Below are 26961 nucleotides of genomic sequence, written 5' to 3'. Positions count from 1 at the left end.
CGATGCCGGACCGTCTCCTGTCGCTCGTCCGCAGCCTCTCCGACAGCTACTCGGAGATCCTGTTCCTGCAACGCGCCTGGCCGGGCGCGCTGATGCTGGCAGCCACCTTCACGGTACCCTCGGTGGGCACGGCGGGGCTGGTCTCGGTCGCCGCCGCCCATGCCTTTGCGAGTTTCATCGGCATGGGGGCGGCGTTTCTCGAAACGGGCTTCTTTACCTACAACGCCCTGCTCACCGGGCTGGGCATCGGCAGCCTGTTCCAGATCACGCCACTGAGTCTGCTGCTCGCCGCCACCGCGGGCGTAATGAGTCTGAACCTGAGCCTGATACTCAACAGCCTGTTCCGCCAGTTCCTGCAACTGCCCATTCTCAGCCTGCCCTTCGTGATCATCAGCATGGTGGTCTACCTGGCCTCGCTGGGCTACAGCAACCTGCTGGTGCGCGAGGATGCCGGGCTGCTCGCGGCCTGGACCCCACAGGCACTGCCAACCGTCATCGACGGCTTCCTGCGTGCACTGGGTGCCATCCTGTTCCTGCCCTATCCGCTCACCGGCCTGATATTCGCCCTGGTGCTGCTGCTGTACTCGCGCATCCTGTTCCTGCTGGCGGTGCTCGGCTACCTGGTGGGCACCGGCCTGGTGGCGCTGATGCAAGGCGCGCCCGACAGCGCCTACCTGGACCCCAACAACTTCAACTTCATCCTCATCGCCATGGCGCTCGGTGGCGTCTTCCTGGTGCCCTCGCGGCGCAGCCTGGCGATCGCCGCGGTCGGCGTCATGCTCGCCGCCCTCTTGATGAGCGCGGTCAAGCTGTTCTGGGCACTGTACGGCTTGCCGGCCTTCACCCTGCCGTTCAACCTGGTGACCCTGAGCCTGCTCTACGTGCTGATCCTGGTCGGTTACCCCATGGTGGCCGATCGCATCGGCGCCACGCCCGAAGACACCCTCGACGACCACCTCAACCGGCGCCATCGCTTTCCACTGGAACCGAAGCGCGTGGTACTGCCCTTCAGCGGCGAGTGGTCGGTCTGGCAGGGCTTCGACGGGCGCTGGACCCACCAGGGCCTGCAGACCCACGCCCTGGACTTCCTCATGCTGCGCAACGACAGCAGCTTCCGCGGCGACGGCCTGGCGCTGACCGACTACCACGCCTGGCACAAACCGGTGCTCTCGCCGGTGCGCGGGCGGGTGGCCATGGTCCACGACGGCGTGCCGGACAACGCCCCCGGCAAGCTCAACGAGCGCGACAACTGGGGCAACTGGGTAAGCATCGACACCGGTGCTGGCTGGCACGTGATCATCGCGCACTTCGCCCAGGACAGCCTCCAGGTCAAGGCCGGCGACTGGGTGGAACCCGGCACCCGCCTCGGCCTGTGTGGCAACTCCGGCTACTCGCCACAGCCGCACATCCACCTGCATGTCCAGGCCGGCGCCATGCCGGGCGAGGCGACCCTGCCCTTCCTGGTACAGGACTATCGCAAATCGGGCGGGCGTTTCGTTCCCGCCGCCGTACCCGCCGAAGGCGACCGCGTCGCACCACTGCATCCCGACGACCACCTGCTGACCGCCACCGCACTGGTCCTCGACAGCCGCTGGCGCCTGGAGAACCAGGTCGGCGAGACGCGCGAGCTGCACGTGCGCATGAACGCGGCGGGCGAAACCTGCCTCGACAGCGGAAAGGCACAATTGTTCTTTCACCGTGACACCGGCCAGTTCTATTTCTACCGGCTCGAGGGTCATGACCCGCTGCTGGCGGCGCTGTTCCGTTACCTGCCACGACTCCCCCTGAGCCACCAGCCGGGCCTGTGGTGGAAGGACGTACTGCCGATGGCAGTGCACGAGAATCGCGCCTCCCGGCACCTGCTCAACCTGGCACGCCTGCTCGCCCCCGACCTCGGTCGCATCGATTACCAGGCACGTTTCGTCGGCCGCCGCGAGATCGAGGGCGAGACCAGCGACCGCCAGGGCGCGCGCGAGACCTTCCACATCCTGCTCGCCGAGGGGCAGGGCCTGCTGCAACGCATCGAATCCAACGGACAGGTACTGCAGATGCGCCCTCTCCAGCCGACACATGGAGACACGGATACCGACATCACAGCCCCCCGGGAGACACCATCATGAAACACGGACTGCTCGCCACCCTGCTGCTCTGCTCGGCATTGGCGCTGGCCGCATCGGACGACACCTGGGTCACGGACGCCTACCATCGCTCACTGGCCTACGAACGGGTACAGAAATACGACGACGCCATGAAGGCGCTGGCCGCCGTACTCGAACGCTATCCCGAGGCCTACACGGTCAACCTGCGCATGGGCTGGCTACACTACCTGGCCGGCCACCATGCCAATGCCCGCAAGCACTACCGCCAGGCGATCAAGGCCGTTCCCGCCTCGCTGGAGGCGCGCCTCGGCCTGCTGCTGCCGTTGCTGGCACAGCACGACTATGGCCGCGCCGAACAGGTGGCGACCCAGGTGCTGCGCACCGACCTGTACAACTACTATGGCAACCTGCGCCTGCTGCTCGCGCTGAAGGGACAGAAAAAATACGAAGCCGCGCGCACGGTCGCCGAACGCATGCTGGCAGTCTACCCCGCGGACGTGCGCTTCCTCGCCGAGCTCGCCGCAGTGCATGCCCTTCAGGGGCAGACCGACGAGGCGACCCGGTTGTATCACGCGGTATTCATCCTCGATCCGGAGAACCCGGCGGCGCGCCGTTATCTGAAGCTGGACGACAAATGAACACCATGAGGCATCCCCTGCGCTTCCCCATCTTCCTGCTGGCCCTGTGGGTGGCAGCCTGCCAGACCACGCTCGAACGTCCGAGCGGCGGCAACGCCGTCCTCGAGGCCTATGGGGCCAAGGACTACGTCCGCACCCTGCAACTGACCGGCAAGGCGAGCGCCTCCTGGCAGGACCGCGTGCTGCACGCCTGGTCCTGGTTCCAGCTCGCTCATTACCAGGAGGCGCTGCGCGAGTTCCGCGCCATGCAAAAAGACCAGCCCTCGCGTTTCCACCCCTGGCTGGGCGAGGCCTGGGTGATGATGAAACGCGGCCGCTTCGACAAGGTGCCACCGCTGCTGGATCGCGCCGAGCGCTGGATGGGCCAGCACCAGCGACCCATGCTGTTCGCTGCACGCGGCTGGCTGGCCTTCTACCGAGGCGAACTCGACCGGGCTGCCGACTGGTTCGACAAGACCGAGGAGGCCCTGTATTTCGAGGATGCCGAGTACATCTCCATCGCCACCGGCATCATGCAGACCTGGAACACCCTGCCCTGGGTCGGTCGCGGCTGGGTCGCGCTGGCGCGCGGCGACCTCGAGACCGCCGAACGCGCCTTCTCGCGCGGTCTGGAGCACGATGTCCGCTGCCACCTCTGTCACGCCGGCCTGAGCGCCGTTGCCGAACGCCGTGGCAATGTCGAGGACGCCCTGCAACAGGCCATCGCCGGTCTGCGCACCAGCCGCCATGACCCCGAACTGGTGGTCACCCTCAATCGCCTGCTGCTCGCGCGCAACGACCTCGAGCTGAGCGAACGCGTCTACCGCGAGCTGGTCGATACCGGCGACAACGACCCCCTCTACCTGGCCAACCTGGGCTATGTCTGGCTCTACCAGGGCCGCTTTGAGGACGCCGCCCGCGCCTTCGAACAGGCGCTCGCCGCCGAGCCCGGCCAGTTGCTCGCCACCCGGGGGCTGGCCGAGGTACAGCCGCTGCTCGAGGAACAGCGACGCATGCAATCGGGCGGACGCTGAGCGAGACTTGCCAGGTCGTCACCGCCTCCCAGTCATCCACACATGTCCCTGCCCGATCTGCCCATCACCCCGGCCCTGCCCGAGATCGCCGAGCGCCTGGCCGAAGGCCACCTGGTGCTCGGCGCGCCCCCGGGTTCAGGCAAGACCACCCTGGTGCCGCTGGCGCTGCTGAATGCCCCCTGGCTGACAGGGCAACGCATCCTGATGCTCGAACCGCGCCGCCCGGCAGCGCGCATGGCCGCGCACCGCATGGCGACACTGCTCGGTGAGAAGATCGGCGAGACCGTGGGCTACCAGGTGCGTTTCGACCGGCGCATCGGCCCGCACACCCGTATCGAGGTGCTCACCGAGGGCCTGCTGCTGCGCCGCCTGCAGGCCGATCCCGAGCTGTCCGGCGTGGGCCTGGTGATCTTCGACGAGTTTCACGAGCGCAACCTGCAAGCAGACCTCTCGCTGGCACTGTGTCGCGATGTGGCCGACGGGCTGCGCGAAGACCTGCGCCTGCTGCTGATGTCCGCCTCACTCGACGGCGAGACGCTCGCCGGGCAGCTGGGCGCGGCGTGGTTGCAGACCGAGAGCCGTTCATATCCGGTGGCGATGCACCATCTGCCGCGTGATCCCGATCCGCGCGAGCTGCCCCGGGTACTGGAACGGGTAGTGCGCGAGGCGCTGAGCCGACATCCCGGCGACCTGCTGGTGTTCCTGCCGGGCAAGGGCGAGATCCGCCGCCTGACCGAGGCGCTGGCCGACCTGGATACACAGGGCGTGCGCGTGCAGGCCCTGCACGGCGAGGTGCCACCCGCCGAGCAGGACGCCATCATTCGTGGGGAGGGAGAGGGCCGACGGGTGATACTGGCCACCGACATCGCCGAGACCAGCCTCACCATCGAAGGCATTCGCGTGGTGATCGACTCGGGACTGACACGCAAGCCCGCCTTCGATCCCAACAGCGGCCTGAGCCGGCTGGAGACCCGTCGCATCTCGCAGGCCTCGGCCCTGCAACGTGCCGGGCGCGCCGGACGCCAGGCCTCGGGCGACTGCTATCGCGTCTGGACCGAGACGCGGCAGGCGCGGCTCGAAGAGGCCTCCCCGCCCGAGATCCTCGAAGCCGATCTGGCACCGCTGGTACTGGAGCTGGCCGGCTGGGGGGTGCACTCACCCGACGCGCTGCAATGGGTGACCCCACCGCCGTTGGCGCACTGGACACAGGCGCGCGAGCTGCTGCAACAGCTCGGCGCACTGGACGATGGCGGCCGCATCACCACAACGGGCCAGGCCATGCTGCGCCTGCCGCTGCATCCTCGCCTGGCCCGCATGCTGCTGGCCGCCAGCACCGACGCGCGCCAGACCGCCTGTGACCTGGCCGCCCTGCTGAGCGAACGCGACCCGCTGCGGAGCCGCAACGGTGAACCTCCGCCCTGCGACCTGGTTCCGCGTCTGCAACGACTGGCCGCATGGCGCGAACGCCGCGCCGCGGATGACAGCAATCCCGGTGCGCTGGCGCACATCGCGCAGGCCAGCCGGCAACTGGCGCGCCTGCTCGATGGCAGCGAGGCCGGCACCCTGCACGGCCCGGGCCCCTTGCTGGCCAGCGCCTTTCCCGAGCGCATCGCCCTGGCGCGCGAAGACGGCGGCACACGCTTTCGCCTGCGCAACGGGTGCGGCGCCGTGCTGCCCGAACACGACAGCCTGCGCGGCGAGCGTCTGCTGGCCGTAGCCAGGCTCGATGCCGGGCGGCGTGAGGCGCGTATCTGGCTGGCCGCGGCCTTGCAGGCAGACGAACTGGCACGGGACTTCGCCGACTGGCTGGAAACAGTCCGCGAACTGCGCTGGGACCCGCAGCGCCAGGCCGTGAGCGCGCGTCTCTGCCAGCGTCTCGGTCCGCTGTCGCTGCGCGAGCAGGCGGTACCACTCGTGGCCGAAGACGATCCCGTCCCCCTGCTGCTCGAGCAGGTGCGGAAACGCGGACTGGACCTGTTCGACCAGGCCCCCGCACTGCGCCACCTGCAAGGACGCATCGCCCTGCTGCGCCGGTACCTCGGGGAAGAGTGGCCGGACTGCACCGACCCCGCCCTGCTGGCTCGACTCGAAGACTGGTTCGTTCCCTGGCTGGACGGTATCACCAGCCTGCGCGCGCTGCGCCGGGTAGACGTGGCCGGGGCGCTGCGCCAGTGGCTCGGCTGGGAGCGAAACCGGCAGCTCGATACCCTGCTGCCCGAGCACTACCAGACCCCCGCTGGCAGTCGTCGTCCCATCGACTACCCCGAGGACGGCGACCCCGTGCTGCGCGTGCCCCTGCAGGAACTCTACGGCGAGCGCGAAACCCCGCGCCTCGCCGGAGGGCGCATTCCCCTGGTCGTGCACCTGCTCTCGCCCGCCGGCCGCCCCCTGCAGGTGACCCGCGACCTGGCGCACTTCTGGACCCATGCCTATACCGAGGTACGCAAGGAGATGCGAGGCCGCTACCCAAAGCACCACTGGCCCGAAGACCCACTGAACGCCGCCCCCTGCCGACCGGGACGGAAGCCCAGGAGTTGAGTTGCGGGAACAGGTTCCCGATCTCAAGTTTCAACGGCAACTGCCGCTGTCCTCCCGGCTGCGTTGCGCATGGCAAAAGACTACAGACAGACTATATTGCGTACCGTGAGCATGCCCCGCCCGCGCAGGCGGACAAACCGGCGGAACGGGCACCGTCCCCGCTTCCGCGCCCTCGAACTGAACAGGACAAGGACCAGGGACGTGCTGTTGATCACCCGACAATCCGAACCGGCTGGCGAGATCTCGTGCGGGCCCGCATCATGCTGCCGGGCACAATCGCTATGACCTGGCCCTTCCTTGGCATCAATCTGCTGATAGCGCTGGCCTATACCAGCCTGGCCTGGCTGGTGTCCCTGGCATTCGCCCAGCCTGCCCCCATCTGGCCTTCCACCGCCCTGGCCGTGACCGCCGTACTGCTCGGCGGCTGGCGCTGGGTACCCGGCATCGTACTCGGCTCCTGGGCCGCCAACGACCTGCTGCTGGGGTGGAGCACCCCGGGAGCACTCTGGGTCACCCTGGGCAATACCCTCTCGCCCCTGCTGGCCTGGGAGATCTTCCGTCGGATCGAGCCCGATCCCGCCAAGGTGTTCGACCGGGTACGCAACGTGACGGCCTTCTTCCTGCTGTTCGTCCTGCTCAACGGGGCACTCAGCGGTTTCTTCGGCGCCACCGGAATACGTAACCTCGAAGGGCTTGGGCCAGAGCACTTCTCCGCCACCTGGATCAGCTGGGCTATCGGTGATGCCACCAGCTCAGTGCTGCTGGCACCCGCCCTGCTGCTATGGCTCCAGGCTCCGCCCTGGCGGCATCCACCCAAGTCAGCCGTCGAACTGGTGATCACCGCCGCTCTGCTGTTCGCCTCGGCCGCCTGGCTCTACCTGTTACCCGCCGGTCACCTGCAGCAATCCATCACCAACGAGGCCCTGCCCATCACCCTCCTGCCGCTGGCCTGGGCGGCACTGCGCCTGCACCCGCGCGATGCCTACACCCTGCTGGCCCTGACCTTCGTCATCATGGTGGCCGGCACCCTCTCGGGCACGGGGCCCCTGGCCTCGATCGACAAGGAGCAGGCGATCACCATCCTGCAGTTGCGCATCGGCCTGCTCGGTGCACTGGTACTGGTGATCAGCACCCTCGACCAGGAAAGACGACACGCCAATGAATTGCTGCGTGAACTCACCCGAGAGCTGGAACGCCAGGTACGCGACCGTACACGCAAGCTGACCGAAAGCCACGCACGCCTGGAGCGCATCATCGAGGCCCTGCCCGCACCCATGGTCATGAGCCGCGCCAGCGACGGCTACGTGGAACAGGTGAACGAAGCAGCGGCAGAACTGTTCGACACAACGCCCGATCGCCTGATCGGCACCAGCACCGTCGACTTCTACTGTAACCCGAAGGATCGAACAGAGCTGATCGAACGCCTGCACAACGACGGCGTGGCGCGCCAGTACGAGGTCAGCATCAAGACCGCCGAGGGACGCGAACGCTGGGTACTGCTGACCGCCGCCCTGATGCCCGACGATGGCGACTACGTGCTCACCGTGTTGCAGGACATCAGTGAGCGCAAGCGCGAAGAGGATGCGCTGGAACACATGGTTTCCACCGATGAGCTGACCGGCATGCTCACCCGCCGCGCCCTGTTCGAGCGCGCCCAGCGCAAGCTGGCCGAGGCACCTACCCACAGCGCCCTGTTGATCCTCGACCTGGACCATTTCAAGCAGGTCAACGACCGCTTCGGCCATCTCTCCGGAGACGAGGTGCTGCGCCAGGTCAGCCGTCGCATCCACGAAGGGCTGCGCAGCGACGACCTGCTGGGTCGTCTGGGCGGCGAGGAGTTCGCCGTACTGATGCACTGTCTCCAGGCGGGCGATGCGCTGGAACTGGCCGAACGCCTGCGTCATGCCGTGGAGCAACTGCGGGTGTCGCTGGATGACGGCGAGACCTACCAACCCACAGTGAGCATCGGCGTGGCCCTGCCGGACGACCGCCCGCTCACCCTCACCCAGCTGCTCAGCCGCGCCGACCGGGCGCTCTACCGGGCCAAGGCCGAAGGCCGCAACCGGGTGGCATGCTGGGAACCGACGACCTGAGACAACGCCCGCGCCGAAGGCTGATCAGCCGCGCAGTCCCTGTTCGACCGAACGCTGACGCGGCGGTTCGTCCGCGGCAGCGCGGTAGAGCACCTCACCCGCACGGATCAGCGCCCTGGCCGCATTGAAGGCATAACCGGCATCGTTCATCAGCGAGGTGGCCATCCGGGAGGTGATGCGCTGGTGGCGGATCAACTGGTCCAGGCGCTCGTCCAGGGCCGTCTCGGCCTGCCGGACCTCTGCAGCCAGCCGCTCCAGCGCCGCTTCACCGACATCGGGGCGGCGCTCGACCACCAACCGATGGATCAGGCGCAATATGCGCGCCAGCATGGCCCGCAGGCGATTGTACTCACCACGGATGTACGCATTCTCGTGCCCGGTGTAACGCACCAGGTTGCCACGCATGTGCTTGACCTCCTTGACCGCCTCGACGATGCCACGGGCGGCATTGCGCAGAGCGTGCAGATCGGCCTCGCGGCGTTCCGGCAGTTGCGCGCGCAGGCGGCTGGCAAAGTCGATGATGTCGCTGTAGAGCTGCTTGAGCTTGCGCTCGTAATGGGCCTCGATGTCGTAGTCTCCCTGCCGTGGCGGTGCCTCGATCAGACGATCGAGATCGAAATCCGAGACGAGGGTCTCGCGGTGCAGGTTGAGGCCGTGCGCCAGGATGCCGAAGGCCTGCTCGAACAGGTGACGCATCTCCTTGCGCAGCGAGGCCATGGCCGCGTCGGGCACCTCCAGTACCGCGGCGTTGAGATAACGCGCACGCACCACGCGGGGCCGGCGGGTGCGGAACAGCCTGCTCAGCCAGGCCAGCAGGCGTTCTGTCTGCGGCAGCATGATGGCGATACCGAGCAGGTTGAACAGGGTGTGGAACAGGGCCAGCCGCAGAGTGTATTCACCGTCCGCCAGCCCCAGCCCGCCTGCCAGCCACTCCACCACCACCAGGATGGGACGCATCAGCAGGATGGTCACCAGGCCGGTGACCAGATTGAACAGCACGTGCGCGGCCGCCAGCCGACGCCCGGCCGCATTGGCGCCGATCGCACCCAGCACGGCGGTGATGGTGGTGCCGAGATTGGCACCAATGGCCAGCGCCAGGGCATTCTCGTAGGTGATCTGGCCGCTGGACAAGGCGGTGAGGATGAGCACCAGGGTAGCGTGACTGGATTGCAGGATCACGGTGGCCAGCAGGCCAAGCGCGGTGTAGCTCAACAGCCCCTGCCATCCCGGCAAGGCGTAACGAGTGAGATCGATGAGCGCCCGAAAGGACTCGAACCCCTCCTTCATGTAGTGGATACCGAGGAACAGGAAGCCCAGGCCGGCCAGCACATAGCCCGCGCCGCGCAGTGTCCGGCCGCGCTGCAACAGCAGGATGACACCGAATACCAGCAGAGGCATGGCATACTCGGCGATCTTCACCTTGAGCCCCAGGCCGGCGATCAGCCAGGCGCCGGTGGTGGTCCCCAGGTTGGCGCCGAAAATGATGCCGATGCCCTCACGCAGCCCCAACAGTCCGGCACTCAGAAAGGAAATGGTGATCACCGAGACCAGCGAGCTGGACTGCATGAGTGCGGTAGTGACGATGCCGAAACCCAGGGACTTCCAGAGCGTCCCGGTGGTTCGCCGCAGCACTCCCTCCAGGCCACCGCCGGTGAAGGCCTTGAACCCTTCCTCCAGCGACAGCATGCCGAACAGGAAGATCGCCACCCCGGCGCTGATCTCGCGAAAATCCGGACTCAGCCAGAAGCCATAGGCCAGGACCGCCAGGATGGTCGGGAGCAGCAGGCGACGCATTTCAGCGCGGCAGGCTCACGAAACATTTGCCATGAAGTCGACACGATCGGCGATGTTGCCGACCCGGTCGCCGATGCGCTCGAGGTGATAGGCGATCCACAACAGATGGGTAGAGTGCATGCTGCGATCGGGTGCGGTCATCAGTGTCATCAGCAGGCTGGACACGGTCTCCTCGTCCAGTTCATCTACCTCGCGGTCCTCGGCAGCCACCCGCTGTGCCAGTGACAGGTCGCGATTGGTCACTGCCTCGCCGACCTGGGCCAGCATCTCCAGTACCAGGTCGCCCATGCGCGAGAGCTTTTCCATTGGGCCGGAGAAATCCGCCGAATCCATGGCCAGCACGATGGCGGCAATGTCCCGGGCATGCCCGCCGATACGCACCAGCTCGCCGGCTATCTGCAGGCAACCGACCACCTCGCGCGCTTCGACGGAACGACCTTCGCCCGCCAGCGCGTCCAGGCAGGCCTGCTCGACGATACGATAGAGTTGGCCCAGGCCGACATCGCGCTCCATCACTGCCTGCGCCTGCTCGGGCGCCTGGGTCTCGAGCGCCATCAATGCCAGTTCCAGCTCGCCCCGTGCCAGCTCGACCATCTGGTCGAGCTTGTCCTGGATGCGCGCCGGGTCCACCGGCCGAAGCTCACTGCCTGCCATCATTCACCTCGATACCTCGTTGCCGGAAGGGCCTGTATCAAGCTTAGCCCGAATATTTCACCCGTCGAACAGCGCCGGCATCGCGTGTGCTCGTCGAATCCTTGTCTACAGCAACGGCAGCAGGCTCGCCAGCCCAGGCAGGTAGATCATCGCTTCGTTATGCATGAAAACGCCCAACGCCCGCTCCTCAGTTGTCATAGGCCAGGTTCTGCCCCGGCCATTTTTCGATTTCTTTCACCGGCATGCCCTTGCGCCGGGCATAGTCCTCGATCTGATCGCGGGCAATCTTGCCGACTGCGAAGTAGCGCGCCTCGGGGTGCGCAAAGTACAGGCCGGAAAGTGCGGCGGTGGGGACCATGGCCTTGCTCTCGGTGAGCCAGATGCCGGTGTTGGCCTGGGCGTCCAGCAGCTCCCACAGCAGGTCCTTCTCGGTGTGATCCGGCGAGGCGGGATAGCCCATGGCCGGACGGATGCCCTGGTAGCGCTCGGCGATCAGGTCGTCGTTGTCCAGATTCTCGTCTGCGGCATAACCCCACAGCTCGATACGCACCTTGCGATGCAGCCACTCGGTGAGCGCCTCGGCCAGACGGTCGGCCAGCGCCTTGAGCATGATCGCCTGATAGTCGTCGTGATCGGCCTCGAACTCGGCCAGCTTGTCATCGATGCCGATGCCGGCGGTGGCGGCGAAACCGCCGATCCAGTCGGCGATACCAGTCTCCTTCGGCGCGATGTAGTCGGCCAGCGATTCGTTGTACTTGCCCTCGGGCTGGCGGCCCTGCTTGCGCAGATTGTGCAGTACCGTGCGCACCTGGCTGCGCGTCTCGTCGGTATAGATCTCGATGTCGTCGCCCACCGCATTGGCCGGGAACAGGCCGACCACCGCGCATGCCTTCAGCCAGCCCTCGTCGAGGATGCGCTCGAGCATGGCCTGGGCGTCGGCATACAGCTTGCGCGCCTCCTCACCCTTCTCGGGGTCGTCGAGGATCTTCGGAAAACGCCCGCGCAGCTGCCAGGCATGGAAGAAGAAGGTCCAGTCGATATAGGGCACGATCTCGTGCAGGTCGATGTCGTCGAGCACCGTGATGCCGGGATGGCGTGGCGGCACGATGGGCGCCTGCGACCAGTCGATGGGCGTGCGGTTGGCCCGTGCCTCCTCCAGGGTCACAAGGTCCTGGCGCTTCTGCTTGCCGGCACGCGCCTGGCGCACCTGCTCATACTCCTCCTTGAGCGCGGCGAGGAAAGCGGGCTTCTGGTCGTCCGAGAGCAACGCCGAGGCCACGCCCACCGCGCGCGAGGCATCGGGCACATAGACCACGCCGTGCTCGTACTCGGGCTCGATCTTGACCGCGGTGTGCGCCTTGGAGGTGGTGGCCCCGCCGATCATCAGCGGGATGGTGAAGCCCTGGCGCTTCATCTCCTTCGCCACGTGCACCATCTCGTCCAGCGAGGGAGTGATCAGGCCGGACAGGCCGATGATGTCGGCACCCTCGTCCTTCGCGGTCTGCAGTATCCTGTCGGCCGGCACCATCACACCCAGGTCGATCACCTCGTAGCTGTTGCACTGGAGCACCACGCCGACGATGTTCTTGCCGATGTCGTGCACATCGCCCTTGACCGTGGCCATCAGCACCTTGCCTGCGGCCTCGGCACCGCACTCGGCCTTCTCGGCCTCGAGGAAGGGTTCGAGATAGGCCACCGCCTTCTTCATCACCCGCGCGCTCTTGACCACCTGTGGCAGGAACATCTTGCCCTGCCCGAACAGGTCGCCGACCACGTTCATGCCGGCCATCAGCGGCCCCTCGATGACATCCAGGGGACGCCCCAGCTTCTGCCGCGCTTCTTCTGTGTCCTCGTCGATGTACTCGGTGATGCCCTTGACCAGCGCGTATTCGAGCCGCTTCTCCACCACGTCCCAGCCGCGCCATTCGAGGTCGTCCTTCTTCTCGGCGGTGCTGCCGTCGCCGGCGTACTTCGGGGCCAGGTCGACCAGGCGGTCGCCGGCCTCGGGATCACGGTTGAGGATCACATCCTCGACCGCGTTACGCAGCTCCTCGGGCAGCTCGTCGTAGACCGCGAGCTGGCCGGCATTGACGATACCCATGTCCATGCCGGCCTGGATGGCGTGATACAGGAACACCGCGTGGATGGCCTCGCGCACCGGGTTGTTGCCGCGGAAGGAGAAGGACACGTTGGACACGCCGCCGGAGACCAGCGCATGCGGCAGGTGCTGCTTGATCCAGCGCGTGGCCTCGATGAAGTCCACCGCGTAATTGTTGTGTTCCTCGATGCCGGTGGCCACGGCAAAGATGTTGGGGTCGAAGATGATGTCCTCGGCGGGAAAATCGAGCTCATCGACCAGGATGCGGTAGGCACGTTCGCAGATCTCGATCTTGCGCTCGAAGGTGTCGGCCTGACCCTGCTCGTCGAAGGCCATGACGATCACCGCCGCGCCATAGCGCCGGCACAGCCGCGCCTGCTCGCGGAACTTGTCCTCGCCCTCCTTCATGGAGATGGAATTGACGATGGGCTTGCCCTGCACGCATTGCAGGCCGGCCTCGAGGATCTCCCACTTGGACGAGTCGATCATCACCGGCACGCGCGCGATGTCCGGCTCGGCGGCCATCAGGTTGAGGAAGCGCACCATCGCCGCCTTGCCATCGAGCATGCCCTCGTCCATGTTGACGTCGACAATCTGTGCGCCATCCTCGACCTGGGCACGGCACACGTCCAGCGCCTCTTCGTATTCCTCGTTGAGGATCAGACGCTTGAACTTCGCGGAACCGGTCACATTGGCGCGCTCGCCGACGTTCACGAAGAGCGAGTCCTCGGTGATGTTGAACGGCTCCAGCCCCGACAGGCGGCAGGCCGGCTCGATCGCGGGCAAGGCACGCGGCGCCTTGTCGGCCACCGCCGCGGCGATGGCAGCGATGTGCTCGGGCGTGGAGCCACAGCAGCCACCGACGATGTTGAGAAAACCCGATGCCGCCCACTCGGCCACCTCGGCGGCCATCGCCTCGGGGCCCAGGTCGTACTCGCCGAACTCGTTGGGCAGACCGGCATTGGGGTGCGCCGAGACATACGTCTCGGACACCCTCGAGAGTTCCTCAACGTACTGACGCAGCAGGTCCGGCCCCAGGGCACAGTTCAGGCCCATGGAGATCGGCCGGGCATGGCGCAGGCTGTTGTAGAAGGCCTCGGTGACCTGCCCGGAGAGGGTGCGCCCGGAAGCGTCGGTGATGGTGCCCGAGATCATGATCGGCAGGCGGATGCCCTTCTCCTCGAAGTAGCGCTCGACGGCGAAGATCGCCGCCTTGGCGTTGAGGGTGTCGAAAATGGTCTCGATCAGCAGGATGTCGGCCCCGCCCCGCACCAGGGCATCCGTCGCCTCGTGATACTGGGCCTCCAGCTCGCCGAAGGTGATGGCTCGGTAGCCTGGATCGTTCACGTCCGGCGAGATCGACAGGGTACGACTGGTCGGTCCCAACACCCCGGCGACGAAACGCGGCTTCTCGGGCGTGCTGTACTGGTCGGCCACCTCGCGCGCCAGGCGAGTGGCGGCGTGATTGATCTCCCAGGCCAGATCTTCCATGCCGTAGTCGGACATCGACACCCTGGTGCCGTTGAAGGTGTTGGTCTCGATGATGTCGGCACCCGCCTGCAGGTACTGCTCGTGGATGCCGCGGATGATCTGCGGCAGGGTGAGCGCCAGCAGGTCGTTGTTGCCCTTCAGCTCGGAAGGCCAGTCGGCGAAGCGCTCGCCGCGGTAGTCGGCCTCCTCCAGCCCGTGGCGCTGAATCATGGTGCCCATGGCGCCGTCCAGGATCAGGATGCGCCGGGCAAGCAGCTCTCGGAGTTCTTCGGTACGGTCGGGTTGCATGATGCTCGGGCCGCGGAATCAAAACGTCGCATTATACAGGCCGCAACCCCGGACACCGCGAAAGCCCCGGAACCCCCATCAACGAAGGTCACGGGAAGCGCATGCCGGTTTGTGCTTGAATAGCCGGGCGCCAGTGGGCGGCGCCCGGTGACCACCGGATCGGCAGTACCGATGCCCCCATGGCATCCACGACCTCGAGGAGGACAGAAAATGGCAGAACTCTTTTCCGACGAATGGATGAAGGCGCTCAAGGATGCCTGGAACACCGAACCGGAAGTGAAGGACAAGCTGGCCGAGATCGGCTTCAATTCGGTGATCGCCTGCGGCTTCAAGGGCGAGGACCAGCCGCGCGGCATCTTCAAGGTGGTCAATGGCGAATGCGTCGAGGCCGGCAGTTACGACGGCAGCGACCCCGACTGGGACATGCGCGCCAAGCCCAAGGACTGGAAGAAATGGGCGAAGGACGGCATCGGCATGACCGGCCTGGGCACCGCCTTCGCCATGGGCAAGCTGAAGTTCCTCAAGGGCGACTTCAAGAGCATGATCAAGGACCCGCGCATGGCCGGCCCCTTCGTCAAGAGCTTCGCCCTGATGGGCAAGATCGAAACCGACTGATTCCCCACGCCCCCCTGGCAGGGCCCACAACCCTGTCAGGGAGGGTACGGTCTCATCTAAGGTCTCTGCCTCTCGATCCAGGGATTCCCCCGCCCCTGCACGCGACGGATGATGCGGTTGCGCCGGCGCTCCGCGGCATCCGGGGGATCGGCGCGATGCCAGCGCTCCAGCAACTCGCGCTGGCGGCGGAACAGCTCCAGGTCGTAAGTGTCGGCCATGTAGAGCATGGCACGCGCGATGTCGCCGCGCACCTTTGGGCGCGGCTCGGCGCGATGACGGCGGTGATCCAGCTCGAAATCGCAGCCGCGCTCGACCCAGCGCTCTCCCTTGATGATGCCGTAGGCGTAGCTTCCGCGCTCGCGGTTCAGGTCCTTGCGCGCCGGGTACATGTTGTGCATATCCGACTCGATACGGTTGAACAATGCGCTGCGCCGCCGGCACTGGTCACGATCGCCGCAACGCAACTGGCGCGCCACCCAGCCCATGGGGAACACGTGCTCGATGTTGTAGTGGCGGTCGTAGGCACCGAAACGCTTGCCGCAATACAGGCCGGTGCCGCCATCCGGATACAGGTTGCGCCAGAATTGCGGAATGGTTTCCAGATAGTCGGCATTCGCCAGACCCACCCACAACAACAGCACGACGAACCAACGTCTTCCCTGTACGAGCATGATCCCTCCTTTGCACATTCGCCTTCTCGGCAGGATAATCCCGACTTTCCCGAGGATCGCAGAGCGAGTCAAGCAGGTGGAAGCAGAGGATCAGGACATCGACCCGACACAAACGGGTGAACCGAAACACCAGAGCCACGCCGGCAAGCTGATCCTTGCTGTCATCGTCATCACCGTGATCGCGGTGATGCTGGTGCCCGGCCGCAAGGACGAGCAGGAAACACCGTCATCGACGCGCCCGATCGAGCGCCCCAGCCTGCTCGAAAAACAGGCCGCCCCGGCCTCGCCCGAGACCGGCAAGGTACAGACCGCAGAACACGCGAGCGAGCCTGCGACCAGCGAAACGGCAACACCGTCGGGCGTAGCAGACACCCCCTCCACCCCCCCGCTCGCAGACGACCGCCCCGGCGCGGCCGCGCGGCGCCTGATCCGCGAACTGCGCACCGCCGGGAGTCCGGATCTGGAGCGCGCCTGGCAGGCGGCCCGGGACTTCGAACAGTCCGGGCGCACCGACGATGCCCTGTTGCTGTATTTCTTTGCTGCACGCGAGGGCCATGGCCCCGCGGCCATGAAGCTGGCGCGAGCCGCCGATCCGGCCAGCTTTCATGAGGGCGGGCTGTTCGCGCAGGCCGACCCCCTGCAGGCCCACAAATGGTATGGCCGCGCGGCCGCGGCCGGCGTCGACGAGGCCCGGCAGGCACAGGCCCGACTACGCGCACGCGTCGAACAGGCCGCTGCGGCCGGCGACGAACAGGCTCAACGCCTGATGTTGCAATGGAAGTGAACCGATGAAAGCGACCCGGATATCTCTCCTGATGCTGTGGCTGGCCACGATGCTGGTCGCCCCTGCACTTTCGGCAGCCGACACCCCGTTGCTGATGCCGGGCAAGCAGGCACTCTACCAGCGCGTGCTGGTGGTGCCCGGCGGCCGGCTGCACGAAGCCCCCGAAGCGGGCGAGGGCCGGCCCACCACGCCGTTCACCGCGTATTACGTCTATGCACGCAAGAACGGCTGGGTACAGGTCGGCACCGACCGCCACGGCACTCTAGAGGGCTGGCTGAAGACCGGCGACACCATCGCCTGGAACCAGGGCCTGACCGTGGCCTTCCGCGAACCGAAGGATCACAACCGCGCCCTGCTGTTCCGCAGTGCCAGCGCACTCGAGCAGGTCGCCGGCGACCCCGAACGCTACCGTTCCCTCTACCGCACCGCACTCGAGGGGCGCTCGCTGCCCGACTCCCCGGTGGTGGCCATCCAGCCGCCCGGCAAGCTGGACATCCGCAAGGACTTCTACCTGGTGCCCATCCTCGAGCATCGCGACATCTACCTGGGCAACGAGCAGGCGCGCATGCTCAAGGTCGCCAGCGTGCCCCTTCAGGACGCGAAGCCGAAACCCGCCGCAAGACCGAAGACGGACGCGAAGCAGCCGGCTGGCGTGCCTGGTTACAACGCCGGCCTGGTGTTCGTGATCGACTCCACCCTGTCGATGGACCCCTATATCGACCGGACCCGCGAGGCGGTGATGAAGATCTACGACACCCTGGAGGACGCCGGCCTGCTGGGCAATGTCAACTTCGGCCTGATCGCCTTCCGCGACAACCCGAAGGCCGCACCGGGACTTGAGTACCTGGCCCGCACCTATGTCACCCTGGAGCAGGGGCGCAATCCCGGTACCTTCCTGCAACAGGTCAACACCCTGAAGGCGGCGCAGATCTCCAGTCAGGACTTCCGCGAGGACGCCTATGCCGGGGTGCTCAAGGCCATTGAGGAGATGGACTGGGAAGGTCATGCCGCGCGCTACATCGTGCTGGTCACCGACGCACGCCCGCGCGGGCCCGACGACCCGCTCTCGACCACCGGCAAGAGTGCCGAGCAGCTGCGCCGCCTGGCGCGCGAGAAGGGCATCGCCATCTTCGTGATGCACCTGCTCACCCCCGCCAGCCTGGCCGACCACGCAGCGGCGGCGCGCGCCTACCGCGAACTGTCCCGCTTCCCGGGCGTGGGCAGCCTGTACTACGGCGTGCCGACCGGCGACGTGGAAGAATTCAGCCGGGTGCTCGACACCATCGCCGGCCAGATCACCCTGCAGGTGCAGGTCGCGGCCACCGGACAACAGCGTCCGGCCAAACCCGTGGTGGAGCCCGAACCGGCCGCACCCGACAACCCGCAACTGGCCGAGCTGAAGGGCAAGATCGCCAAGCTGGGCTACGCGCTGCGCATGCGCTACCTGGAAAAGACCGCGGGGGGCGGCATCCCCCGGGTGTTCAACGCCTGGCTGCTCGACCACGACATCGCAAACCCCGAGAAGCGCACCCTGGACGTGCAGGTGCTGCTGACCCGTGACCAGCTCTCCGACCTGCACGACATCCTGCGCCAGGTGCTGGCCACCGCCGAGGAAGGCCTGCTGTCGCCGGACAACTTCCTCAACGAACTCAAGAGCCTGGCCGCCACCATCGCGCGTGATCCCGAGCAACTCGGCGAAACCACCGCCACCACCGCCGGCGAGGGCAACAGCCTGGCCGACCTGGGCTTCATGCGCGAGTATATCGAGGACCTCCCCTACACCGGCGAGGTGATGAACCTGTCGCTGGCCGACTGGGAGTCCTGGCCGGCGCGCGAACAGATCGCCTTCCTGCAACGCCTGGAAGACAAGATCGCCTATTACCGCGCCCTGCACGACCACACCGACCTCTGGGTGAGCCTGGACGGCGGCCCGGTGGACGGCGACTCGGTGTTCCCCGTGCCCCTGGAAATGCTGCCCTGATTTGGGCGGATTAACCACAGAGGACACAGAGATCACGGAGGGGGTGAAGTTGGAGGTTGTCCCGACGGGGTTGTGCCCCGGCGGGGCTGCAACCCGCGACCGACGAACCGATGATCCACCTGCAGGAAGATCCGCGCCTTGCCTTTTGCCATCATGAGCTCTGTGCGCTCTGTGTCCTCTGTGGTGAATATCAAGGGGCACATACGCATCTTCCATGATCAGGGGTGTGGGCGACCCGCGTCATGAGAGTCAGAAGGTCGCGCCATTCCAGCCCCAGAGGTGGCGCGGGGCGTCGCTGAACTCGATGTAGATCCGCTCGGCGGGTATCCCCAGTTGCTCGTCGATCAGGCGGCAGAGGGCAGCGGAGAATTCGGCGGTACGCTCCTCCGGCAGGCCGATGCTCTTGAGTTCGAGATAGGCCAGTGGCTCGGTAGTGCCGGCAAAGCTCATGGGCAGATCGGCGTGCAGTTCCACCATCACGTAACGTTCCGGCTTGCCCAGCATCTCGGCCACCGCGCGCGAGGCCGCCTGCAATACCGCATCGGTCGCCTCGACGGTGCGGTTGGTATTGATCTTCAACAACGGCATGGTGCTCTCCTCCTCATTCCTGCAGCGCGGCGGCCAGCAGGGACGCCAGCGCGATGACGTTGCTCGGATGAGGAATGCTATCGGTACTCCAGATCTCGTGCACCCCTGCCGCGCGCAGGCGCTCGGCCGCGTCGTCCGCGAACAAGGCATGGGTGACCATCGCCGAGACCACCGCCGCGCCGGCATCGAGCACCTTGCGCGCGGCGACCTCCAGGGTGCGGCCGGTACTGGCCACGTCGTCCACCAGCACCACGTGCCGCCCGGCGAAATCGCCGTGCAGGCGAATGCTCACCTCGCGGTCGCCCCGTCGGGTCTTCTCGCCCACGCGCCAGTCCAGGCCAGCACGCCGGCCCACCGCCGAGACCCATTGTTCGGACTCGGCATCCGGCCCCACCAGCAGGGCATCCGGCGCCCGCTCACGCAGGAAATCCGCGATGGGATCCCGCGTGCTGAGCGCCCGCGGGTGCGCCAGGGGCACCGCCTCGGCCAGCGAATGCACGCGGTGCAGGTGCGGATCGACAGTGACCAGACCATCGAAGTAGCGGGCCAGCAGGCCGCCGATCACCCGCTGGCTGACCACCTCGCCGGGATGGAAGGCGCGATCCTGGCGCATGTAGCACAAATAGGGGGCGACCAGGGTGAGCCGTTGCGCACCGAGATTGCGCGCACCCTCGGCGGCCAGCAGCAGCGCCACCAGCTTGTCGTCGGGGTGGTCGAGGCTGCGGCACAACACTAGCGAATCGGGCAACTCCGGCGGCAGGCGCACCCGGGTCTCGCCATCGGGAAAGCGGTGCAGCTCCACCTCGGCATAGTCCAGCCCGGCCGCGGCGGCCAGCCGCCGTGCCGGCTCGCGGTACTCGGGAAAGGCCAGCAACATCTCAGAACACTCCACTTTCCAGCGGCTCGGGCCGGGAACGGTCGATGGTGAAACCGCTGTCCTCCTCGGCTGCCACCACCGCGAAGCGGAAGTCGGAAGGGAAATTGGCATGGATGCTGTAGAGCACCTCGCCCTTGCTCACCCGCTCGCCGAGCTTGCGGTGCAGATCCACGCCGGCCCCCTTGTCCATGGGCGCACCAGCAAGTCGCGCGATCTGCGCCATGCGCAGGTTGTCGATGGCGGTCACGTAACCGGCGCGCGGGGCACGCACCCGCTGGCAGAGGTGGCCGGGCGCCGGCGGGGTCTCGACCGCCCCTTGCGCCCGGATGATGGCCTGCATGCGCTCCAGGGCGCGTCCCGAGTCGAGGATGTCGCGTGCGATGGCATAACCCTGGCCACCACGGATGTCGGGATCGAACTCGAGGATACGCCCGGCCAGCCGCAAGGCCTTCTGGCGCAGGTCCTGCGGCGCCTCGGAGTCATTGCGCAGCACCTGCATCACGTCGCGCGCCTCGAACCAGGGACCGATGCCGCGCCCGATCGGCTGGCTGCCGTCGGTGATCACCACCTCGACGTGCAAACCCATGCGGTCGCCCACGAACTCGAACAGCTTGCGCAGGGCCACCGCGTCCTGCGTGCGCCGCACCTTGGCGGTCGGTCCCATGGGAATATCCAGCAACAGGTGGGTGGAGCCGGCGGCAACCTTCTTGGACAGGATGGACGCCACCATCTGTCCCGGGGAGTCCATGGAGAGCGGGCGCTCGACCGAGATCAGGATATCGTCCACCGGCGCCAGCCGCGCGGTACCGCCCCAGGCCAGGCAGCCGCGCTGACGACGCACGATCTGGCGCAGCCGGCGCGGGCTGAGTTCGACCTCGGCCAGCAGCTCCATGGTGTCGGCTGTGCCCGCCGGCGAGGTGATGGCACGACTGGAGGTCTTGGGGATGAGCATGCCGTGCGCCGCCACGATGGGCACCACCAGCATGCTGGTGCGATTACCCGGTATGCCACCGATGCAGTGCTTGTCGGCCACCAGCGGTTCGCCCCAGTCCAGGCGGTCGCCGGTATCGGCCATGGCGCGGGTCAGGGACAGTACCTCCTCGCGGCTCAGGCCGTTCTGGCCGCAGGCCACCAGAAAGGCCGCCATCTCCATCTTGGAATAGCGGTTGTCCACGATATCGCGCGCCAGCGCGCGCAACTCCTCGTAGCCCAGCTCCTCACCGGCGATCTTGCGGTGCACCGCCGCCAGCGAGGCCGGCGGCCGGGCATGCGCCACGCGCACCGGGCGCCCCTCCTTGAGTCCGAGCTGATCGAAGGCCTGCTCGCTCAGGCCCAGCTCGTCGGGCGCCACCAGGGTGGCATCGTCCACCACGTTGAGCACCGCCAGCACCCGCTTGCGCCCGGCGCCGATCTCGATCTTGGCCAGGGTCTGAAAGCCCTCGGCGCGATAAACCGGGCACTCGCGGTGCATGTAGGCCACGTTCTCGCGAAAGGTGTCGATGGCGACACGCCGCAGCTTGAGGGTCTGACGAGTCCGGGCCATGCCGATGCTCCAGGAATTCCATCCCCAGTATGGCCGAGCACCGCCCGCCTCGCCATGCCGCAGGTCAAGCAAACATTCGGCCCGGGGACGGGCCTCCTGCCGGCAGGAGCGGCGACCTCGCCGCGAACAATGCGCGGGGCGAAGCGGAAACGGGCCCCATTTCCGGTTCCCCAGGGCGGTTCGCACAGTACAATAGCGCCCCCCCCGAACCGCAGCGGACCGATTTACCTTGAGCAGTTTCCTCACCAGCCCAAGCCGCGACCGCGGCATCATCTACCACCTGCGTGACGTGGTGCTGGACCGCGAGTCCCAGGGGATCTCCTTCCGCCTGAACGTGCCCTCGCTGCAGATCGCCCAGGGAGAGAAGATCGCGCTGATCGGTGAGTCGGGCTGTGGCAAGTCGACCCTGCTCGATATCCTGGCCTTCATCGCCCAGCCGACCGGCATCGGCGCTTTCCGCTTCCGCCCGGAGAACACCGGCGAGCCCATCGACGTGGGGGCCTTCTGGAAGCGCCACCAGCTCAACCGCCTGGGCGAGCTGCGCAAGCAGCACATCGGCTACGTGATGCAGACCGGCGGCCTGCTGCCCTATCTCACGGTGCGCGAGAACATGAACCTCTCGCGCAGCGTGCTGGGACTGAAGGAAGGCACGGTGATCGAGGAGCTGGCGCGCGAGCTGGGTATCGCCCGCCACCTGGACAAGCTGCCCGAAACCCTGTCCACCGGCGAGCGCCAGCGTGTGGCCATCGGCCGGGCACTGGCGCACGAACCGTCCATCGTGATCGCCGACGAGCCCACTGCCTCGATCGATCCCTTTGCCGCGGAGAAGATCATGTCGCTGTTCATCGGCCTGGCCGAGGAGCGCAACATCACGGTGATCGTCGCCAGCCACGCCTGGCGGCACATCAAGCGTCTGGGCCTGCGCCGGCTCGCTCACCACACCCAGCGCTCGCCGGATGGACGCACCACCGAGACGGTCGTCAACGGGTAGGCCCATGCGTTTGTTCAAGATCATTCGTCTGGCGAGCCGCGACTACTTCCACGAATGGCAGATGTCCGGCTGCTTCGCGCTGGCCCTGGCGGCGGTGCTCGGCCCCATGCTGGTGTTGTTCGGGCTCAAGTTCGGCATCATCGGCGGCATGCTCGAGCAGCTCATCGAGGACCCGGCAAACCGCGAGATCCGCCCGGTGGGCAGCGGCCACCATGACATTGCCTGGCTGGATGCCCTGCGCAAGCGTCCGGATGTGGCGTTCCTGGTGCCGCGCACCCGCTCGATCGCCGCCACCCTGCAACTGCGATCCGACAAGGCCGGGCGCATCCTCGATGCCGAGATGATCCCCTCGGATCACAATGACCCGCTGCTGCATGGCCTGGGCGTCACCCCCGAAGGCCTGCGCCGGATCGTGCTCTCGCACAGCGCCGCGCAGAAACTCAAGGTACAGGCCGGCGATATCATCGACGGCAGCCTGGCACGGCGCTACCAGGGCCGGCGCGAGCGCGTCCATCTGCCGCTGGAAGTGGTCGCCGTGGCGCCCGAGTCAGCCTTCGCGCGCGACGGCGCCTTCGTCGACCTGGTGCTGCTCGAGGCGCTGGAAGACTTCCGCGACGGCCACGCCGTGCCCGCCCTGGGCTGGAAGGGCGTCCCCCCACCCGAGCAACGCAGCTACCCGGGCTTCCGCCTGTACGCGCGCTCCATCTACGACGTGGCGCCGTTGAAGGCCCTGCTCGCCGAACAGGGCATCGACGTGCGCACCCGCGCCGCCGACATCGAACTGGTGATGAAGATGGACCGCAACCTCAGCGCCATCTACTGGGCCATCGCCATCATCGGCCTGGTCGGCTTCTCGCTGTCACTCGGCGCCAGCCTGTGGGCCAACGTGGACCGCAAGCGCCGCGAGCTGTCGGTACTACGCCTGGTCGGCTTCCGCACCGGGGACATCGTCTGGTTCCCCGTGGTGCAGGCCTTCTACACCGCGGTATTCGGCTGGGGACTGGCGATCGTCATCTATCGCGGCGCCGCCTGGGCCATCAACGACATGCTCTCCGACCAGCTCGCCGACGGCCAGCAGGTCTGCGTGCTGCTGCCCGAACACTACGCCTGGGCGCTGGGACTGACCGTGACCGCCGCGGTGCTCGCTGCCGCATTGGCCGGCCTGCGCTCGGCGCGCATCGAGCCCTCGGAGGGGTTGCGGGAACTGTAACCGTCGACGAAGCGGGACAGGCTGGGGGCCTGCCGCCGATCACCCCGCCGATTCCCCTCCGCGCCAGCACACCACGCCACCGTCTGCGATGGCCTCGGGGAAGCTGCCCGGCGGTCCCAGTGCGGGATCCAGCATCCCCGTCACCCGGCAGCGCTGCAGGACGATGGAGGCGACCCCCAGGCTCTGCAGGCGGTCCAGCAAGGTCTGCAGCCGGTCGGAAGGCAGCAGGCGCGGATGGACCGTCACCCGCACCTCGCAGGGCACGCCGGCCTCCAGCAGGTAGCGCAGGCTCTCGAAGGCACGCACACCGCTGTCCGGCACCCCGGTCACCACCGGGTAGTCGCCCTCCAGGGCCTTGATGTCCAGCCCGACCCAGTCGAGTGACGGCAACAGGGCCGCCAGCCTCTCCGGGTAACACCCGGCGGTATGCAACCCGACCCTGAACCCCAGGTCGCGTACCGCCGCGACGGCATCGGGCAGGCCCGCCTGAAGGGTCGGCTCGCCCCCGGAGAAGACCACGGCATCCAGCAGTCCCTGCCGCCTGCGCAGGAAGGACAGCACCTCCGGCCAGTCGATGGACGAGACCGCGCAACAGGTGGCCGTTGTGACAATAGCGACAGCGCCAGGGACAGCCCTGGCAGAACACCACCGCCGCCAGCTCACCGGGATAGTCGATGGTGGTCAGCGGCGGGAGGCCGCCGACCCGCAGGGCCTTCATGCCCGGGGGCGGGCTCCGCCCGGTTCGACGAAATAGCGCCGCTCGGCATGCTCCGAGCGCTTGCCGGGATTCCAGGAGGAGACAGGCCGGTGATAGCCCATCACCCGGGTCCAGATCTCACAGCGGGTCCGTTCACGATCATCGAGCTTGATGGTCACCTCATGCATGGGCGTTTACCTCCTCGGCTTGCTTGCGGGCGACCAGTTCCTGGTCGCACCTGGGACAGAATTCGTGTTCGCCGGCCAGATAACCGTGTCGGGGACAGATCGAAAAGGTCGGCGTGATCGTGATGTAGGGCAGACGGAAATTACCCAGGGCACGCCGCACCAGGCGCTTGCAGGCCTCGCTGCTGGAGACCTTCTCCGGCAGGTACAAGTGCAGCACCGTGCCCCCCGTGTAGCGGCTCTGCAAGGCCTCCTGGCGTTCCAGGGCCTCGAAGGGGTCGTCGGTGAAACCGACCGGGAGCTGTGAACTGTTGGTGTAGTAAGGGGCCTCGGGGGTACCTGCCTGCAGGATGTCCGGAAAACGCCGGCGATCCTCCCGGGCGAAGCGATAGGTCGTACCCTCGGCTGGCGTGGCTTCCAGGTTGTACAGGTGGCCGGTCTCCTCCTGGAACTCGTCCATGCGCGCACGCACGTGATCGAGCAGGCGCAGCGCCATGGCCTCCCCTTCGGGCGTGGTGATGTCGTGCCGGTCGCCGGTGAAATTGCGCACCATCTCGTTGATGCCGTTCACCCCAATGGTCGAAAAATGATTGCGCAGGGTGCCGAGATAGCGCCTGGTATAGGGAAACAGGCCATCTTCCATGTAGCGCTGGATAACCTTGCGCTTGACCTCCAGGGAGTCACGCGCGATACGCAGCAGCTCGTCCAGGCGTGCCAGCAGACCAGTTTCGTCTCCCTTGTACAGATAGCCGAGACGTGCGCAATTGATGGTGACCACCCCCAGTGAACCGGTCTGCTCCGCCGATCCGAACAGGCCGTTTTCCCGCTTGAGCAACTCGCGCAGATCGAGCTGCAGGCGACAGCACATGCTGCGGATCATGTTGGGCTTGAGCTCGGAATTGAGAAAGTTCTGGAAGTAGGGCAGGCCGTACTTGGCCGTCATCTCGAACAGCAGGTTGGCGTTCTCGCTGTCCCAGGGAAAATCCGACGTGATGTTGTAAGTGGGAATGGGGAAAGTGAATACCCGACCTTTCGCATCACCGGCGCTCATGACCTCGATGTAGGCGCGGTTGATCATGTCCATCTCCGCCTGCAGATCGCCGTAGCAGAAGGGCATCTCCTCACCGCCGATCACCGGCACCTGCTCACGCAGGTCCACGGGACAGACCCAGTCGAAGGTCAGGTTGGTGAACGGCGTCTGGGTTCCCCAGCGCGACGGGACATTGAGGTTGTAGATCAGCTCCTGCAGGTATTGCCGGACCTGCGCGTAATCGAGGCGATCCTTGCGCACGAACGGCGCCATGTAGGTATCGAAGGAACTGAAGGCCTGCGCACCCGCCCACTCGTTCTGCAGGGTGCCGAGAAAGTTGACGATCTGGCCGATGGCCGAGGACATGTGACGCGGCGGCGCCGATTCCAGCTTGCCCGGCACGCCGTTCAACCCCTCCTGCAGCAGGGTGCGCAAGGACCAGCCCGCACAGTAGCCCGCCAGCATGTCGAGGTCGTGGATGTGGATATCGCCCTCGCGATGCGCCTTGCCCGCCTCGGGCGCATAGACGTGATTCAGCCAGTAGTTGGCGATCACCTTGCCGGAGGTATTGAGGATCAGGCCACCCAGCGAATATCCCTGGTTGGCATTGGCGTTCACCCGCCAGTCGGTGCGATCGAGGTACTCGTCCACCGACTCGGCCACGTCCAGCAGGGTACGACGATCGGCACGCAGGCGCTGGTGGCGATCCCGGTAGCGCATATAGGCACGGGCCGTGGCCAGGTGGTCGGCAGCGATCAGGGTCTGCTCGACGATGTCCTGGATGCGTTCGATGTCCGGCACGCCGTCCGGGAAATGCCCGTGGGCGAGTACCTTGACGACCTGGGCGGTGAGCCGTCCGGCCTCCTCCTCGCCGAATTCCCCGGTGGCCTCGCCGGCCCGACGGATCGCCGACAGGATGCGCCGACTGTCGAACGGCGTCTCGGTGCCGTCACGCCGGCGTACGCGCCCCGGGAGACGGGCGACCTCTTGAATATTGGCTGACATGGAACTTCCTCCTTCGGCGGGTGGGCTCAACACAAGATCTTATAGTTCGACAATCACGACACCACAACATGTTGTGGT

19 protein-coding genes and 1 pseudogene are annotated in these 26961 nt (G+C 66.7%); 10 read left to right on the top strand and 10 right to left on the bottom strand.

The window, feature by feature from the left end; genetic code table 11:
• The first annotated feature begins 2 nt into the window (after positions 1-2).
• The 5 genes from EBS_RS02015 (at position 3) to EBS_RS12650 (ending at position 8381) form a co-directional block, all read left to right on the top strand.
• The gene (locus tag EBS_RS02015; RefSeq protein ID WP_052199202.1) at positions 3-2120 is read left to right on the top strand and encodes an urea transporter; all 2118 of its coding nucleotides are present in this window, start codon (positions 3-5) and stop codon (positions 2118-2120) included.
• Entirely contained in the window at positions 2117-2737 is a 621-nt protein-coding gene (locus tag EBS_RS02010; RefSeq protein ID WP_043107068.1) for a tetratricopeptide repeat protein, read from the top strand. Before EBS_RS02015 ends, EBS_RS02010 begins: the two co-directional genes overlap by 4 nt.
• Positions 2734-3750 carry a tetratricopeptide repeat protein gene (locus EBS_RS02005; RefSeq protein ID WP_043107065.1) on the top strand — a complete coding sequence of 339 codons (1017 nt, stop codon included), beginning with the start codon at positions 2734-2736 and terminating at the stop codon, positions 3748-3750. Before EBS_RS02010 ends, EBS_RS02005 begins: the two co-directional genes overlap by 4 nt.
• A 42-nt stretch (positions 3751-3792) precedes the next feature.
• The gene (gene hrpB, locus EBS_RS02000) at positions 3793-6288 is read left to right on the top strand and encodes an ATP-dependent helicase HrpB (protein ID WP_043107063.1); all 2496 of its coding nucleotides are present in this window, start codon (positions 3793-3795) and stop codon (positions 6286-6288) included.
• Between the two features lie 281 nt (positions 6289-6569).
• Complete coding sequence (locus tag EBS_RS12650; protein ID WP_052199201.1) at positions 6570-8381, top strand: sensor domain-containing diguanylate cyclase; 1812 nt, start codon at positions 6570-6572, stop codon at positions 8379-8381.
• 24 nt (positions 8382-8405) lie between these two features.
• On the opposite strand, the gene EBS_RS01990 is transcribed toward EBS_RS12650, so the two are convergent.
• The 3 genes from EBS_RS01990 to metH form a co-directional block, all read right to left on the bottom strand.
• Positions 8406-10175, bottom strand: a complete 1770-nt coding sequence (locus EBS_RS01990) for a Na/Pi cotransporter family protein (RefSeq protein ID WP_052199200.1) — start codon at positions 10173-10175, stop codon at positions 8406-8408.
• Between the two features lie 15 nt (positions 10176-10190).
• The gene (locus tag EBS_RS01985) at positions 10191-10829 is read right to left on the bottom strand and encodes a phosphate signaling complex PhoU family protein (protein WP_171816162.1); all 639 of its coding nucleotides are present in this window, start codon (positions 10827-10829) and stop codon (positions 10191-10193) included.
• Positions 10830-11016: 187 nt separating this feature from the next.
• Positions 11017-14706, bottom strand: coding sequence for a methionine synthase (gene metH, locus EBS_RS01980; protein WP_043107061.1), 3690 nt, complete (start codon positions 14704-14706; stop codon positions 11017-11019).
• 210 nt (positions 14707-14916) lie between these two features.
• On the opposite strand from metH, the gene EBS_RS01975 reads away from it, so the two are divergent.
• Positions 14917-15321: an SCP2 sterol-binding domain-containing protein gene (locus EBS_RS01975; RefSeq protein WP_043107060.1), complete on the top strand. Its 405-nt coding sequence runs from the start codon at positions 14917-14919 to the stop codon at positions 15319-15321.
• 56 nt (positions 15322-15377) lie between these two features.
• Here the strand turns inward: EBS_RS01975 and EBS_RS12645 are convergent, their stop codons facing one another.
• Positions 15378-15992 (bottom strand): endonuclease, encoded by a 615-nt coding sequence (locus EBS_RS12645; RefSeq protein WP_052199199.1) that lies wholly within the window; start codon positions 15990-15992, stop codon positions 15378-15380.
• A 76-nt stretch (positions 15993-16068) separates the two neighbouring features.
• Here EBS_RS12645 and EBS_RS12640 point away from each other — a divergent pair, with 76 nt between their 5' ends.
• Positions 16069-16776, top strand: a complete 708-nt coding sequence (locus tag EBS_RS12640; RefSeq protein ID WP_052199198.1) for a sel1 repeat family protein — start codon at positions 16069-16071, stop codon at positions 16774-16776.
• Between the two features lie 31 nt (positions 16777-16807).
• Positions 16808-18757, top strand: coding sequence for a vWA domain-containing protein (locus EBS_RS01960; RefSeq protein WP_043107059.1), 1950 nt, complete (start codon positions 16808-16810; stop codon positions 18755-18757).
• 249 nt (positions 18758-19006) lie between these two features.
• Here the strand turns inward: EBS_RS01960 and EBS_RS01955 are convergent, their stop codons facing one another.
• The 3 genes from EBS_RS01955 to EBS_RS01945 are packed head-to-tail and all read right to left on the bottom strand — an operon-like array spanning position 19007 to position 21765.
• Positions 19007-19345, bottom strand: coding sequence for a phenylpyruvate tautomerase MIF-related protein (locus tag EBS_RS01955; RefSeq protein WP_043107058.1), 339 nt, complete (start codon positions 19343-19345; stop codon positions 19007-19009).
• 13 nt (positions 19346-19358) lie between these two features.
• Positions 19359-20222 (bottom strand): ribose-phosphate diphosphokinase, encoded by an 864-nt coding sequence (locus tag EBS_RS01950; protein ID WP_043107057.1) that lies wholly within the window; start codon positions 20220-20222, stop codon positions 19359-19361.
• 1 nt (position 20223) lies between these two features.
• Positions 20224-21765 carry a thymidine phosphorylase family protein gene (locus EBS_RS01945; protein WP_043107056.1) on the bottom strand — a complete coding sequence of 514 codons (1542 nt, stop codon included), beginning with the start codon at positions 21763-21765 and terminating at the stop codon, positions 20224-20226.
• A gap of 229 nt (positions 21766-21994) precedes the next feature.
• Here EBS_RS01945 and EBS_RS01940 point away from each other — a divergent pair, with 229 nt between their 5' ends.
• The gene (locus tag EBS_RS01940; protein WP_052199197.1) at positions 21995-22756 is read left to right on the top strand and encodes an ABC transporter ATP-binding protein; all 762 of its coding nucleotides are present in this window, start codon (positions 21995-21997) and stop codon (positions 22754-22756) included.
• A gap of 4 nt (positions 22757-22760) precedes the next feature.
• The gene (locus EBS_RS01935) at positions 22761-23966 is read left to right on the top strand and encodes an ABC transporter permease (protein WP_043107055.1); all 1206 of its coding nucleotides are present in this window, start codon (positions 22761-22763) and stop codon (positions 23964-23966) included.
• Between the two features lie 39 nt (positions 23967-24005).
• Here EBS_RS01935 and EBS_RS01930 read toward each other — a convergent pair.
• The 3 genes and pseudogenes from EBS_RS01930 to EBS_RS01925 all read right to left on the bottom strand — a co-directional run bounded on the left by EBS_RS01930 (position 24006) and on the right by EBS_RS01925 (position 26883).
• Positions 24006-24684 (bottom strand): annotated as a pseudogene (locus tag EBS_RS01930) (anaerobic ribonucleoside-triphosphate reductase activating protein).
• Positions 24681-24851: an anaerobic ribonucleoside-triphosphate reductase gene (gene nrdD, locus EBS_RS14730; protein WP_148307607.1), complete on the bottom strand. Its 171-nt coding sequence runs from the start codon at positions 24849-24851 to the stop codon at positions 24681-24683. The pseudogene EBS_RS01930 and the gene nrdD overlap by 4 nt, the downstream one beginning before the upstream one ends.
• The gene (locus EBS_RS01925) at positions 24844-26883 is read right to left on the bottom strand and encodes a ribonucleoside triphosphate reductase (protein ID WP_043107054.1); all 2040 of its coding nucleotides are present in this window, start codon (positions 26881-26883) and stop codon (positions 24844-24846) included. The genes nrdD and EBS_RS01925 overlap by 8 nt, the downstream gene beginning before the upstream one ends.
• Between the last annotated feature and the right edge of the window lie 78 nt (positions 26884-26961).

The sequence above is a fragment of the endosymbiont of unidentified scaly snail isolate Monju genome, assembly GCF_000801295.1.
Classification (GTDB): domain Bacteria; phylum Pseudomonadota; class Gammaproteobacteria; order Chromatiales; family Chromatiaceae; genus MONJU.
This window is presented reverse-complemented; position numbering and strand designations above follow the sequence as displayed.